Origin of the sequence: Neobacillus vireti, assembly GCF_001026695.1 — a bacterium.
Taxonomy (GTDB): domain Bacteria; phylum Bacillota; class Bacilli; order Bacillales; family Cytobacillaceae; genus Neobacillus; species Neobacillus vireti.
On the sequence record NZ_LDNB01000012.1, the window covers coordinates 251,041 to 264,933 of the forward strand.

The following is a 13,893-nucleotide window of genomic DNA, read 5'->3' on the forward strand; positions in this document are numbered from 1 at the left end:
AGGAACTTATTATGCAGGAGCAAAGATATCTATCCGTAAATGCTTTAACTAAATACATAAAACGAAAATTTGATGCTGATCCACATTTACATGATGTGCATGTTAGAGGCGAAATATCAAATTTTAAACAGCATTCGAGCGGTCATATGTATTTTACATTAAAGGATGAAAAGGCACGAATTCTTGCGGTTATGTTTGCCAGCCAGTCTCGGTTTATGAAATTCACACCAGAAAATGGTATGAAAGTGATTGTAAAAGGCGATATTACCGTGTACGAACCAAGCGGACAGTATCAAATCTATATTAGAGAAATGCAGCCTGACGGCATTGGAGAATTATTTCTAGCCTATGAGCAGTTAAAACAAAGGTTGGAGGCAGAGGGACTGTTTGCAATTGAGCACAAAAAGACATTACCCCAGTATCCAAGAACGGTTGGCGTGATTACTTCTCCAACGGGTGCAGCGGTAAGAGACGTCATCACGACAATTAAAAGGCGATATCCAATTGCCAATATTCTTGTTTTCCCTGCCCTTGTTCAAGGTGATAATGCAGCACCCTCCATTGTGAAAGCAATTGATAAAGCAAATGGGATAAAGGAAATAGATGTTTTGATCATCGGGCGTGGTGGAGGCTCTATTGAGGAATTATGGGCCTTCAATGAGGAACAGGTTGCCCGAGCGATTTTTTCCTCAAGGATTCCGATTATTTCGGCCGTTGGTCATGAAACAGATTTTACGATTGCAGATTTTGTAGCGGACCTTAGGGCGCCGACTCCGACAGGTGCTGCTGAGCTCGCTGTTCCGCATATTGAGGAATTAATGGACCGAATTTTGCAGCGGCAGACTCGTCTTTTAAGAGCCATGCAGGAAAAGTTCCGATATGATAAAGAGCGGTTAAACCGAGTGCAAAAATCATATGCCTTTCGCTATCCACATCGTCTCTATGAACAGAAGCTCGAGCAAGTTGACAAATTAACTGAAAGGCTTGTCCGTGGCACGTCCAGGTTATCTGAATTAAAAAAAGGCCAGTATGAGATCCAATATAAACGTTTGCAGCGAAACCATCCGAACGAAGCATTACTTGAAGCTAAAAATCAGTTCAGACGCAGACAAAAAGATATGAACCGGTCTATGCTTCAAATATTTTCGAAAAAACAAACTGATTTCAATCATGTTCTCTCAACTTTACAAGCCTTAAGCCCTTTGAAAATAATGGAACGAGGCTATAGTTTGGCATATACCGAAGATTACAACCTTGTTAAATCGGTTAAACAAGTTAAGGTAAACGAGCGGGTTCAGATTCAATTATCAGACGGAAGTCTATACTGTAATGTGGAGAATATAAAGGAGAGCGGAAAAAGTGACGAATGAAAAGAAATTATCTTTTGAAGACGCCATGACGAAACTGGAACAAATCGTCGATAAGCTTGAAGAAGGAGATGTTCCATTAGAAGAGGCGATTACTTTTTATAAAGAAGGAATGGAATTATCAAAAATTTGTCATGACAAATTGAAAAGTGTTGAAGAGCAACTTACTCAAATCATAACGGAGGATGGGCGAACGGAGAACTTTTCGATTGAAGAGGAGGAATAAAACTTGGAAACCAGGTTACTAGACGCATTTACCGAAGAATATAAACAACTGCTGGAAACGGAGCTTCGTAAGCTGGTCGAAAAGCTCTTTGCCCCACCTAATATTAAAGAATCGATGATTTATTCTCTTGAAGCAGGCGGCAAGAGAATTCGTCCATTACTGTTATTTGCGACCTTGGACGCATATAGCATAGATCCGAAAAAGGGCATGTTGGCAGCTGCGGCAATTGAGATGATTCATACCTATTCCTTAATCCATGATGACCTGCCTAGTATGGATAATGACGATTTACGACGCGGGAAGCCGACCAATCACAAAGTCTTCGGTGATGCGGTTGCTATATTGGCTGGCGATGCTTTATTAACGTATAGTTTTGAAGTTATCGGGAAAATCCCATCTGATTTCGCTTCTCCCGATACCTTGCTAAAGGTGATCATTGAAATGGCGAAAGCAGCCGGGGCCGAAGGAATGGTTGGGGGTCAAGTTGCAGATATGGAGGGCGAAGGGAAGTCTTTAACCCTTCATGAACTTGAGTATATTCATATTCATAAGACAGGTAAGCTGCTGCGATTTAGTGTGATAGCAGGGGCGATCTTGGCAGGTGCAACGGAGAGCCAATTAGAACACCTTTCTGCCTTTTCGCATCACCTTGGTATTGCTTTTCAAATCCAGGATGATATTCTTGATTTAGTTGGTAATCAACAATTAATTGGCAAGACTGTTGGCAGTGATACGGCAAATCATAAAAGTACATATCCTCAATTACTATCATTAGAAGGTGCTAAGCAAGCGCTGGATAAGGAAATAAACCAAGCGAAAGTACATCTAAGAAAGACAGGCTTACAGACAAACCTCTTAGAGGAAATAACGGATTTAATTGCATCAAGAGACCATTAAAAACCGGTTATACAGTGCTAAGCCTTTTATCATAAAGGGAATTTGAGGCAATGAATTAAGTATGTTATAATTGTTTTCAATGTAGAAAACTTTGACAATGCCGTTATCACTACCTGTGTTAGCGGCTATTTTTTAAAGAAAAGAAAGTATAAATTTTGACTTCGAGAACTGTCTAGCTTCAGCGCCTAGCCCCTCGAGGTCACAAGCCAATCCGTCCAAAAGGTTAAAGAACAACCTTTCGGCCGGCTCGTCTTGTGCTTGTCGGGGCTGACCAAGGCGCTTGCGCTTTTCTTAAGAAAAAGTATGAAAGTGAGTGGTCCAAAAATGGATCTATTAGCAATAAAAGACCCGTCCTTTTTAAAAGGGATGTCGAATAAAGAACTGGAGGCTTTGAGTAAGGATGTTCGCCAATTCTTAATTGAAAAGCTATCTGTAACCGGAGGCCATATTGGACCGAATTTAGGTGTTGTTGAATTAACTATCGCTTTACATAAATGTTTTAACAGCCCAAAGGATAAAATTATTTGGGATGTTGGGCATCAGTCCTATGTCCATAAAATATTAACTGGCAGAGCGTGTGATTTTGATACATTAAGACAATTCAAAGGTTTGTGCGGTTTTCCGAAACGAATTGAAAGTGAGCATGATGTGTGGGAAACAGGACACAGCTCCACCTCACTTTCTGCGGCGATGGGAATGGCGATTGCCCGGGATTTAAAAAAGGAAAAATCCTTCGTTGTACCGGTTATTGGCGATGGTGCCTTAACAGGCGGGATGGCATTAGAAGCCCTAAATCATATTGGTCATGAGAAAAAGGATATGATTGTGATTTTAAATGATAACGAAATGTCGATTGCTCCAAATGTTGGGGCGCTGCATAATATTCTCGGTCAATTGCGGACAGCTGGAAAATATCAATGGGTGAAAGATGAACTGGAAGTTCTGCTGAAAAAGGTGCCAGCTGTTGGTGGTAAACTTGCGGCAACCGCGGAACGGATAAAAGACAGTCTAAAGTATTTATTCGTTTCTGGCATGTTCTTTGAAGAGCTAGGTTTCACTTATTTAGGTCCAATTGATGGTCATAATTTTGACGATTTATTTGAGAATCTTAGTTATGCTAAAAAGACGGCCGGCCCCGTCCTCCTCCATGTAATAACGAAAAAGGGAAAAGGGTTTCAACCGGCAGAAACTGATAAAACAGGTACGTGGCATGGTACAGGTCCATACAAGATGGACACAGGTGCCTTTGTAAAGCCAAACAAAATTCAGCCTCCAGCGTGGAGCAGCTTAGTCAGCGAAACCGTCCGCAAGCTTGCGCGCGAAGATGAACGAATTGTGGCGATTACACCAGCGATGCCAGTTGGCTCGAAGCTTGAAGGCTTTGCCAGCGAGTTTCCCGAACGAATGTATGATGTTGGAATCGCTGAGCAGCATGCGGCAACAGTAGCTGCAGGATTAGCGACACAAAATATGAAACCTTTTTTTGCGATTTACTCGACTTTCTTGCAGCGCGCCTATGACCAGGTTGTTCATGATATTTGCAGGCAAAACTTAAATGTATTTATTGGAATCGACCGTGCCGGTTTAGTTGGTGCAGATGGTGAAACGCATCAAGGGGTATTCGATATTGCCTTTTTAAGACATATTCCAAACATGATTTTAATGATGCCGAAAGACGAAAATGAAGGCCAGCATATGGTTTATACGGCCTTGAATTATGATGATGGCCCAATTGCAATGAGATTCCCGCGCGGCAATGGAATCGGTGTACCAATGGATGAGAAATTCCAGAGCATTCCTATCGGGACGTGGGAGGTTATCAAGGAAGGCGAAGATGCAGCGATTCTAACTTTTGGAACGACCATTCCAATGGCTATGGAGGCGGCGATGGCCCTTGAAAAGCAAGGAATCTCCGTGAGGGTGGTCAATGCCCGGTTTATTAAGCCGTTGGATGAAAAGATGCTAACGAAGTTGTTAGAAAATAACATCCCTCTCCTTACCATTGAGGAAGCGGTATTGCAAGGCGGATTTGGAAGTGCTGTTCTTGAATATGCTCATGACCAAGGCTATTATCATGCTCAAATTGACAGACTTGGAATCCCTGATCAATTTATTGAACATGGGGATGTAGGCTCCCTCCTTGAAGAGATTGGTCTAACCACTGACGGAGTGATCAAGAGAATTTCAACACTGGCACGGAAAAAACAACAAAGGGCTTAACTTATGAAAAATAAAGAACGTTTAGATGTTTTACTCGTAGAACGAGGTTTAATAGAAACAAGGGAAAAAGCGAAAAGAGCCGTCATGGCGGGTCTGGTTTATACAAATGAAGAACGGCTCGATAAACCTGGAGAAAAGGTCAAGATTGATATCCCGCTAAACATTAAGGGGAAAATGCTCCAGTATGTCAGCCGTGGGGGCTTGAAGCTTGAGAAGGCGCTGAAAATATTTGATGTCAGTGTCCATGATAAAGTGTTATTAGATATTGGGGCTTCAACCGGCGGATTTACCGATTGCGCACTGCAAAATGGCGCGAAAATGTCCTATGCTCTTGATGTCGGCTACAACCAGCTTGCGTGGAAGCTTAGGCAGGACAATCGAGTTGTCGTAATGGAGAGGACTAACTTTCGCTATGTAACCCCTGCTGATTTAACAAGTGAAATGCCGAATTTTGCCTCAATTGATGTGTCGTTCATATCACTTACCTTAATATTGCCTGTATTAAAGACACTTCTTGTACCGGGAAGTGATATTATCGCCCTTATTAAGCCACAGTTCGAGGCCGGGCGTGATCAAGTTGGTAAAAAAGGCATTGTGCGTGATGAAAAAGTCCATTTACAGGTAATCGATAAGATCATTACCTTTTCTGTTCAACAAGGATTCCTTGTCGAAAACCTATCCTTTTCGCCCATTACAGGCGGAGATGGGAATATTGAATTTTTGCTTCATCTTAAATGGGAAGGTGAACAGGACGCAGGTATCATTCAGCTCCCAGTCAGTCCTGCTGACGTTGTTAAGGAAGCACATAAAGAATTTCATACAAAGCAAGACTAGAAGGATAGGCGAATGCCTATCCTTTTTATTCATTTATTTTATAAGAATAATGTACAAGGAAATAAAAATGGGCTAACATATGGGTAGATACGACTTTTAATACAAAATACTCTAATGTTTTTAACAACCGGGGGTGAAAAAATTGAATAAAGGCCAGCGTCATATTAAGATAAGAGAGATTATTGCCGGCAATGATATTGAGACACAGGACGAACTTGTCGATGAGTTGAAGAGTGCAGGCTATAATGTGACTCAAGCTACGGTTTCACGCGATATAAAAGAATTACACTTGGTTAAAGTACCATTACTAGATGGCCGTTATAAATACAGTCTGCCGGCAGACCAAAGATTTAATCCATTGCAAAAACTTAAACGGTCATTAGTTGACGCATTTGTTAGGATTGATTCAGCAGGGCATTTGTTAGTCATGAAGTGCTTGCCGGGCAATGCGATGGCTATTGGTGCACTTATCGATAATCTTGATTGGGAAGAAATATTAGGAACGATATGCGGTGACGATACCATGTTAATTATTTGTCGGACACCGGAGGATACGGAAGTTGTTACCAACCGATTCCTAGATATGTTGTAATTGGGGGAGAGTTCCTTGTTAGCAGAATTGTCAATAAAAAATTTCGCGATAATTGAAGCCCTTTCTATCTCCTTTAATAAGGGATTAACTGTGCTTACTGGGGAAACAGGCGCAGGTAAATCGATTATTATTGATGCCATTCATTTACTTGCGGGTGGCAGAGGATCCGCAGAGTTTGTCCGCCATGGAGAGGAAAAGGCAGAAATAGAAGGATTATTCCAACTTGATGATCCAGACCATCCTGTGCTTAAGAAAGCTTTAGAATTTGGGATAGATATAGAAGAAGAAATGGTTGTATTAAGGCGCGATATTTCCCGAACAGGAAAAAGTGTTTGCCGTATAAATGGAAAGCTTGTAACGATATCAACACTACGGGAAATTGGACGAACCCTTGTGGATATTCATGGTCAGCATGAACATCAGGAATTGATGGATGAGACCAAACATTTACAATTGCTTGATCAATTCGGATCAGAAGAAATCATAGCCTCGGAAGGTGAATACCTAAAAGTCTTTCGGCGTTATGAACAAACATTACATAAGCTAAAAACTTTAAGTGAAAATGATCAGCAAACGGCCCACCGTTTGGATTTAATTCAATTTCAATTAGATGAAATTCAAAAGGCTGAATTAAAACTTCATGAAGATGAAGTGCTTTTTGAGGAAAAAAGAAAACTGGGGAATTTTGAAAGAGTATATGAGGCGATTCAATCAGGTTATGCCGCATTAAATGGAGACCAAAAGGGTCTTGATTGGATTGGAATGGTTATGGGGTACCTCGAAGATGCAGCGGCGCTTGATTCAAGCTATAAAGAAATTTCTGATTCCGTATCAAATAGTTTTTATCTATTAGAGGATGCAGCAAGTTCATTAAGAAATGAATTGGATGCTTTAGAATACGATCCGGAAAGGCTAAATGAAATTGAAAACCGCTTAAATGAAATTAACCAGCTTAAACGGAAATATGGCAAAACAATCGATGAAATAGTAGAATATGCTGCGAAAATCGAAGAAGAAATTGAAACGCTCCAAAATAAAGAAACACATATAGCTGAATTGGAAAAAGAATTAACCTCGATTAGAAAAGACTTAGTTCTTGAAGCTAAGCAATTAACTGAACTTCGGCACAAGTGGGCTGAAAAGCTAACACTATTAATACATAAAGAATTGAAGGAATTATATATGGCCAAAACCGTTTTTGAAATTCGGTTTGAATCTGACATTCAGCATTTTTCAAAAAATGGCGTTGACCATGTAGAGTTTTATATTTCAACCAATCCGGGAGAACCATTGAAGCCATTATCAAAAGTCGCTTCTGGAGGTGAGTTATCACGGATTATGCTGGCATTAAAGAGTATTTTTTCCAAGCATCAAGGTGTAACCTCGATAATTTTCGATGAAGTAGATACGGGTGTGAGCGGAAGAGTTGCCCAGTCAATTGCGGAGAAAATTTATAAGGTTGCGATTGATTCCCAGGTTTTATGTATTTCTCATTTACCTCAGGTAGCAGCTATGGCAGATACCCATTTATTTATTTCAAAGACGATTAAAGGCGGCAGAACGACAACCTCAGTCACACCATTGGCTATTGCAGAAAAAATTAAAGAAATAGGCCGGATGATTTCCGGTGCTGAAATTACCGAACTTACGAAACAACATGCTGAGGAATTATTACTTTTAGCGGCAGAAAATAAAATAAGGTGAAATTTCAATCATTTAGAGGTCTTTTAGACCATTATTTCGTGAAAAATTGAAATGCTATCCATCTTGGGTAGCTTTTTTATGTTTATACCAGTTATAAATGCTTGTGAACGAGGCAAAATTAAAGATGTAGCCATTTTTACATGTAGCACTAGAAGCGAGGAGAGTGAAAATTTTGAGGTTTGAGATAATTAGAAAAATTATTGGTGGAATTCTCCTTGTTTCATTAGTTAGCCTTATTTTTTTTCAGCCTATGAGTCAATATTTAAGCATTCCTAAGACGATTACTGTTTTTGAAGGACAGGATTACACATTCAATAAGGCTGCCCCGGTATCAGCCGCCTTAAATTCTCACAATTCTAAAAACACGCTTGAACAGGAAAAGCAATCGGTTACAGTAAAAGCAACTGAAAAAGGCAAAAATGAAATGCTTTTAGAATTTGCTGGTATTCCAATAAAAAAGGTCGATGTACATGTCTTAAAAGATTTTCGAGTCATTCCAGGCGGTCAGTCAATAGGTGTCAAATTAAATACAGTTGGTGTTTTAGTTGTTGGCCACCATTTAATCAATACAGTAGATGGTAAAAAGTCCCCAGGAGAAATTGCAGGAATCAAAATTGGGGATATTATTACTGAAATTAACGGCAGCAAAATAGAAAAAATGACCGATGTTGCACCTTTTGTACAAACGGCAGGACAAACAGGTAAAGCTCTCGATATCGCTATAAGCAGGGAAAGTGGAAAACTATCCACCAAACTCACCCCATTAAAGGATAAGGGGGAAAACACCTACAAGCTTGGATTATATATTAGAGATTCAGCTGCAGGAATTGGAACCATGACTTTCGTTCACCCTCAATCTAAAAAATATGGTGCCCTTGGGCATGTCATATCAGACATGGATACAAAAAAACCAATCGTGGTCGAGGATGGCCAAATTGTTCGTTCAACCGTCACTTCTATTGAAAAAGGCAGTAATGGTGATCCCGGTGAAAAGCTTGCCCGTTTCTCAAATGACCGTGAAATCGTTGGGAATATCCAAAAAAATAGTCCGTTTGGAATTTTTGGAGAATTAAATGAAGAATTAAAAAATGGCGTTATGGATAAACCACTGCCAATAGCGTTATCCCATCAAGTCAAAGAAGGACCTGCAAAAATATTAACAGTGGTCAATAACGACCGAGTAGAAGAATTTAATATAGAAATTGTAAGCACAATTCCGCAAAAGTTTCCAGCTACAAAAGGGATGGTCATAAAAGTAACAGATCCCAGGCTCCTTGAGAAAACAGGAGGAATTGTTCAAGGGATGAGCGGAAGTCCGATTATCCAAGATGGAAAGCTAATCGGAGCTGTAACACATGTCTTTGTCAATGATCCGACCTCAGGTTATGGGGTGCATATTGAATGGATGCTGAATGAAGCTGGAATTAATATATACGAAACACCAAAAAGCAAGGCTAGTTAATTTATTAGCAAAATGGGGTTATTCCCTATTTTGCTTTTTTTATGTTAAAGAAAATTCGACAAAAATAAGTAATTTACTGGAAATGAGGCGAATTTCGTCGAAAAGGAGAGAAAAACAAAGAAAAGATAAGATTATAACACTAATTTAAGAAAAATAAAAAAAATCAAAGGAATTTTTGTTGCATTGTCGAATTTGTAAATTAGAATAGAATTAAGAGAATACAGTTGATTATTGATTTTAAGATGAAATAGAGATGAGTTGAACCTGAGGAGGAACTGGAATTGAAGAAAATAAAAGTTTGTGTGGTTGATGACAATAGGGAGCTAGTTGGATTATTAGAGGATTATATTTCATCCCAAGAAGATATGGAAGTGGTTGGGATTGCCCATAATGGCCAGGAGTGTTTAGACATGTTAGGGACAGTAGACCCTGATGTTCTGGTTTTAGATATTATTATGCCGCATCTTGACGGTTTGGCAGTGCTTGAGCGCCTGCGTGAGTTAAAAAGGGGGGCTCTGCCAAATGTCATAATGCTAACGGCTTTTGGCCAGGAAGATGTGACGAAAAAAGCTGTTGAACTTGGTGCCTCCTATTTTATTTTGAAACCTTTTGATATGGATAATCTTGGTAACCACATTCGCCAAGTGAGTGGTAACAGTAGTTCGTTTACTCGAAAAGCTTCGTCGTCTAGCTATCGTTCTCCAGTGGAACAAAAACCAAAAAATTTAGATGCTAGTATTACAAGCATTATTCATGAAATTGGTGTTCCGGCACATATTAAAGGCTATTTATACTTGCGTGAAGCCATTTCAATGGTTTACAACGATATCGAGCTGCTTGGTTCAATCACGAAAGTATTATATCCGGATATTGCCAAAAAGTATAACACGACAGCAAGCCGAGTTGAGCGTGCGATTCGTCACGCCATTGAGGTTGCTTGGAGCCGAGGTAATATTGACTCCATTTCCAGTCTTTTCGGATATACTGTCAGCATGTCAAAAGCAAAACCAACCAACTCAGAATTTATTGCCATGGTCGCTGATAAATTACGCCTTGAGCATAAGGCTTCTTGAAAGGAAGAATAAATAAAAGCCTCAGCAATGAGGCTTTTTATTTTGATGAATAATCATTTTCTAATTCCATTATTTTTTGAATTAGAATATGTTGGGGCATATGCATAAGCTGTTCTATCGGTACCTTTAATTTTTCGGAAAGCTTAATAGCTGTTTCGGGTGATAATTGTAAGGGTTTCATATGATAATTCCTCCATTTTAAAGTTAGGATGTGAAGTTATGACGCAGATTTTTGCACATCGCGGCTACGCTGTCTCTTTTGCTGAAAATACAATGGGTGCCTTTGTTGACGCAGAAAAGGCAGGAGCGGATGGGATAGAACTCGATGTTCAAATGACGAAAGATGGTGAACTAGTTGTTATTCACGATGAAAAAGTCGACCGAACAACGAATGGAAATGGTTTTGTAAAAGACTTTTTGTATAAAGAAATTAGAAAACTAAATGCTAATAAAAAAGGTGTTAAAAAAGAGCCGATTCCAGCCCTGGCAGAAGTACTTGAACGAATGAAGACAAACAAGCTGCTATGTAATATTGAATTAAAAAACGGTTTAATTCCTTATGAAGGAATGGAAGAAAAGGTCATTGAGCTTGTTCAAAGGTTCGGCTTATCCGATCGGATTATTATTTCCTCTTTTAACCACTATAGTATTGTTTACAGTTATAGACTGGCGCCGGAAATTGAAACAGCTCCGCTTTTTATTGAAGGCATTTATATGCCGTGGATTTATTCACAATCAATAAGAGCAAAAGGGATTCATCCAAAACATTCTGCGATGTCAGATAAGATAATCATTAATACGATGGCAAATGGAATTGCCGTAAGACCCTATACCGTAAATAAAGATGCCGATATGCATCGCTTCTTTAATATTAATTGTACGGCAATTATTACGGATGAAACAGTTAAGGCGCTTCAATTACGGAAACCATATGAAAAGAGACCCTAGACGGCCTCTTTTCTACTTTTTAAATTTTGTTTGAACCTTATTTCTTTTTCGATCGCGATGAAAAATAAATCCTGCTACAAACGCTAGACCGCCGATAAAAAGAAGTAAGCCAACAAGAAATTGAAGCCACAAATACGGGAATGGTGCTTGAAGAATCCCGAAGGTCATATCACGCATTAATTTTATTCCAAAAGCGGCTAAAACCCCTGGGATTAGTAATATGATAAGAGCGAAAATACGAATCATAATTAAATCCTTCCGATTGCTAATTTTATAACAAGTGATATCTAATTATATCTCAAGAAAATAGTATTACATAGAAATAATTTGTCAACATTTGTGTTTGGTACTAAAATAAAGAGAGTGAAGGAAATTGCATGTTTTTTTCTATGGGAGAATGAAAAATATTTCTTTAAATAAAAGGGGCAGAAAAAAATGCAAAACGTTATGATTGTTGGAGCCGGTAAAGGTGGTACAGCAATCTTAAAAATTTTAAAAGAATCAGAAGTGTTAACTGTCTATGTTGTGATTGACCGAAACTTGGATGCACCGGGAATATTATTGGCCCATGAAGAGGGGATTAAAACAGGGACCCATTGGCAGCCTTATCTTACGGAAAATATTGATATCATCATTGAAGTAACGGGGAATGATGCAGTCTTTCAAGAATTAAGAAATACGAAAAGCAAAAAAACGGTATTAATACCAGGAAGTGTTGCTTTTCTGCTATCAAAGCTTATGGAAGAGAAAGAAGAACTTATCGCCAAGCATCAAAATGAATCTTATAAACAAGAACTGATTTTCAATGCAGCAAATGATGGGATGATGGTGATTGATAATCGTGGAACGGTCATCTTATTTAACAAACGTGCTGAAGAGATAATGGGAGTAAAAAAAGAGGAGGCATTAGGAAGACCTGTCGTTGAAGTTATACCAACAACCAGGCTGCCGCTAATTCTTGAAACCAGAAGGATAGAGGCAAACCAAGAAATGGTGCTGAGAAATGATCGAAAAATCATTACGACCCGCATTCCCATCATTGAAGAAAATGGGACGTTAGTTGGTGCTTTTGCAGTCTTTAAAGATATTACAGAAGTTGTTAATCTGGCCGAGGAAATCACGGATTTAAAAGAAATTCAAACGATGCTTCAAGCGATAATCCATTCCAGTGATGATGCCATTTCCGTTGTTGATGAAAATGGCCGGGGCATCCTCATCAATCCCGCTTATACCCGTATTACCGGACTTACAAAAGAGCAAGTAATCGGTCAGCCTGCTACTGCGGACATCTCTGAGGGAGATAGTATGCATATGAAGGTGCTGAAAACGAGACGAGCTGTTCGGGGAACTGCCATGAGAGTAGGTCCAAATAAAAGGGAAGTAATTGTTAATGTCGCACCGATTATCGTAAAAGGGAAATTAAAAGGCAGTGTTGGAGTAATCCATGATATGTCGGAAATGAAATCGCTGAGCAGGGAATTAAGCCGTGCAAGACAATTAATCCGGAAATTGGAGGCGAAATATACCTTTGAAGATATCATTGGTAAATCTGATGAAATGATGCTTGCCATAGAACAGGCAAAGCTTGGCGCGAAAACACCTGCAACCGTCCTGCTAAGGGGGGAATCGGGGACGGGCAAAGAATTGTTTGCTCATGCGATACATAATGCAAGTGATCGGAAATATAACAAATTTATCCGCGTCAATTGCGCCGCTATATCCGAATCCTTGCTTGAAAGCGAATTATTTGGCTACGAAGAAGGAGCCTTTTCCGGGGCAATACGAGGCGGGAAACTTGGTTTTTTCGAAGAAGCGAACAATGGCAGCATATTTCTTGATGAGATAGGTGAGCTTTCCGCTAATACTCAGGCGAAATTGTTAAGGGTTTTGCAAGAGAATGAAATTACCCGTGTAGGCGGAACAAAGCCTGTTCCTATCAATGTTAGAATCATCACAGCTACCAATGTTAATTTGGAAAAGGGTATTGCAAAAGGCTCCTTTAGGGAAGACTTATATTATCGTTTAAATCGGATGCCCATACAAATCCCGCCTTTAAGAAAACGAAAAGAAGAGATTCCTGCATTATGTGAAAGACTAATTCAAAAAATAAATCGTGATTATGGCCGTAATATAGAAGGGGTTACCCAAGCTGCATTAATGCAGTTGATCGGCTATGACTGGCCCGGGAATGTGCGGGAATTAGAAAATATCCTGGGCAGGGCGATTATTTTTGTGAATTATTTTGAGACATTAATCGATGTCCATCATTTACCTGAATTAATCAATAAAAAATTAACCAACGAACTTTCTGAAACGTATAGCAGCAATTCTTTTGCAATAAACCAAACCTTATCAGAGATGATGGAAGAGTACGAGGCGAAAATTATTCAGCAAACACTTTTCCGTTTAAAGGGGAACAAGACCTTAACGGCCAAAACCTTGGGCTTGTCAGTGAGAAATCTATATTATAAACTTGAAAAATACAAACTTGAAAATAATAGCATGCAATAATTTTCAAGGTGTGAAAAAAATTGCAGTGAATGAAAAAGAGAATAAAGCGTTTTCATTGA

The 13,893-nt window shown here is 39.3% G+C and carries 13 protein-coding genes; 11 read left to right on the forward strand and 2 right to left on the reverse strand.

What is annotated here, in order from left to right; translation table 11 throughout:
* The first annotated feature begins 11 nt into the window (after positions 1-11).
* From xseA to spo0A, 9 genes are all read left to right on the forward strand, one after another.
* Positions 12-1,370: an exodeoxyribonuclease VII large subunit gene (xseA, locus tag AA980_RS14230; RefSeq protein ID WP_024029801.1), complete on the forward strand. Its 1,359-nt coding sequence runs from the start codon at positions 12-14 to the stop codon at positions 1,368-1,370.
* Positions 1,360-1,593 (forward strand): exodeoxyribonuclease VII small subunit, encoded by a 234-nt coding sequence (locus tag AA980_RS14235; RefSeq protein ID WP_024029802.1) that lies wholly within the window; start codon positions 1,360-1,362, stop codon positions 1,591-1,593. The genes xseA and AA980_RS14235 overlap by 11 nt, the downstream gene beginning before the upstream one ends.
* A 3-nt stretch (positions 1,594-1,596) precedes the next feature.
* Complete coding sequence (locus AA980_RS14240; RefSeq protein ID WP_024029803.1) at positions 1,597-2,490, forward strand: polyprenyl synthetase family protein; 894 nt, start codon at positions 1,597-1,599, stop codon at positions 2,488-2,490.
* A gap of 324 nt (positions 2,491-2,814) precedes the next feature.
* The gene (dxs, locus tag AA980_RS14245; protein ID WP_034724876.1) at positions 2,815-4,710 is read left to right on the forward strand and encodes a 1-deoxy-D-xylulose-5-phosphate synthase; all 1,896 of its coding nucleotides are present in this window, start codon (positions 2,815-2,817) and stop codon (positions 4,708-4,710) included.
* Positions 4,711-4,713: 3 nt separating this feature from the next.
* Complete coding sequence (locus tag AA980_RS14250) at positions 4,714-5,544, forward strand: TlyA family RNA methyltransferase (protein WP_024030471.1); 831 nt, start codon at positions 4,714-4,716, stop codon at positions 5,542-5,544.
* A gap of 142 nt (positions 5,545-5,686) precedes the next feature.
* Positions 5,687-6,136, forward strand: coding sequence for a transcriptional regulator AhrC/ArgR (gene ahrC / locus AA980_RS14255; protein WP_024030470.1), 450 nt, complete (start codon positions 5,687-5,689; stop codon positions 6,134-6,136).
* A gap of 15 nt (positions 6,137-6,151) precedes the next feature.
* A complete protein-coding gene (recN, locus tag AA980_RS14260) occupies positions 6,152-7,840 on the forward strand; it encodes a DNA repair protein RecN (RefSeq protein WP_024030469.1) in 1,689 nt (562 codons plus the stop codon).
* 172 nt (positions 7,841-8,012) lie between these two features.
* Entirely contained in the window at positions 8,013-9,302 is a 1,290-nt protein-coding gene (spoIVB, locus tag AA980_RS14265) for a SpoIVB peptidase (protein ID WP_024030468.1), read from the forward strand.
* Between the two features lie 281 nt (positions 9,303-9,583).
* Positions 9,584-10,375 carry a sporulation transcription factor Spo0A gene (gene spo0A / locus AA980_RS14270; RefSeq protein ID WP_024030467.1) on the forward strand — a complete coding sequence of 264 codons (792 nt, stop codon included), beginning with the start codon at positions 9,584-9,586 and terminating at the stop codon, positions 10,373-10,375.
* A 37-nt stretch (positions 10,376-10,412) separates the two neighbouring features.
* Here the strand turns inward: spo0A and AA980_RS26430 are convergent, their stop codons facing one another.
* Positions 10,413-10,556 carry a YycC family protein gene (locus AA980_RS26430; RefSeq protein ID WP_024030466.1) on the reverse strand — a complete coding sequence of 48 codons (144 nt, stop codon included), beginning with the start codon at positions 10,554-10,556 and terminating at the stop codon, positions 10,413-10,415.
* Positions 10,557-10,594: 38 nt separating this feature from the next.
* Between AA980_RS26430 and AA980_RS14275 the strand changes: the two genes are divergently transcribed.
* A complete protein-coding gene (locus AA980_RS14275) occupies positions 10,595-11,323 on the forward strand; it encodes a glycerophosphodiester phosphodiesterase (RefSeq protein ID WP_024030465.1) in 729 nt (242 codons plus the stop codon).
* A 12-nt stretch (positions 11,324-11,335) separates the two neighbouring features.
* On the opposite strand, the gene AA980_RS14280 is transcribed toward AA980_RS14275, so the two are convergent.
* The gene (locus tag AA980_RS14280; RefSeq protein ID WP_024030464.1) at positions 11,336-11,569 is read right to left on the reverse strand and encodes a DUF2627 domain-containing protein; all 234 of its coding nucleotides are present in this window, start codon (positions 11,567-11,569) and stop codon (positions 11,336-11,338) included.
* A 189-nt stretch (positions 11,570-11,758) separates the two neighbouring features.
* Between AA980_RS14280 and AA980_RS14285 the strand changes: the two genes are divergently transcribed.
* Positions 11,759-13,834, forward strand: coding sequence for a sigma-54 interaction domain-containing protein (locus AA980_RS14285; RefSeq protein WP_024030463.1), 2,076 nt, complete (start codon positions 11,759-11,761; stop codon positions 13,832-13,834).
* The last annotated feature ends 59 nt before the right edge of the window (positions 13,835-13,893 follow it).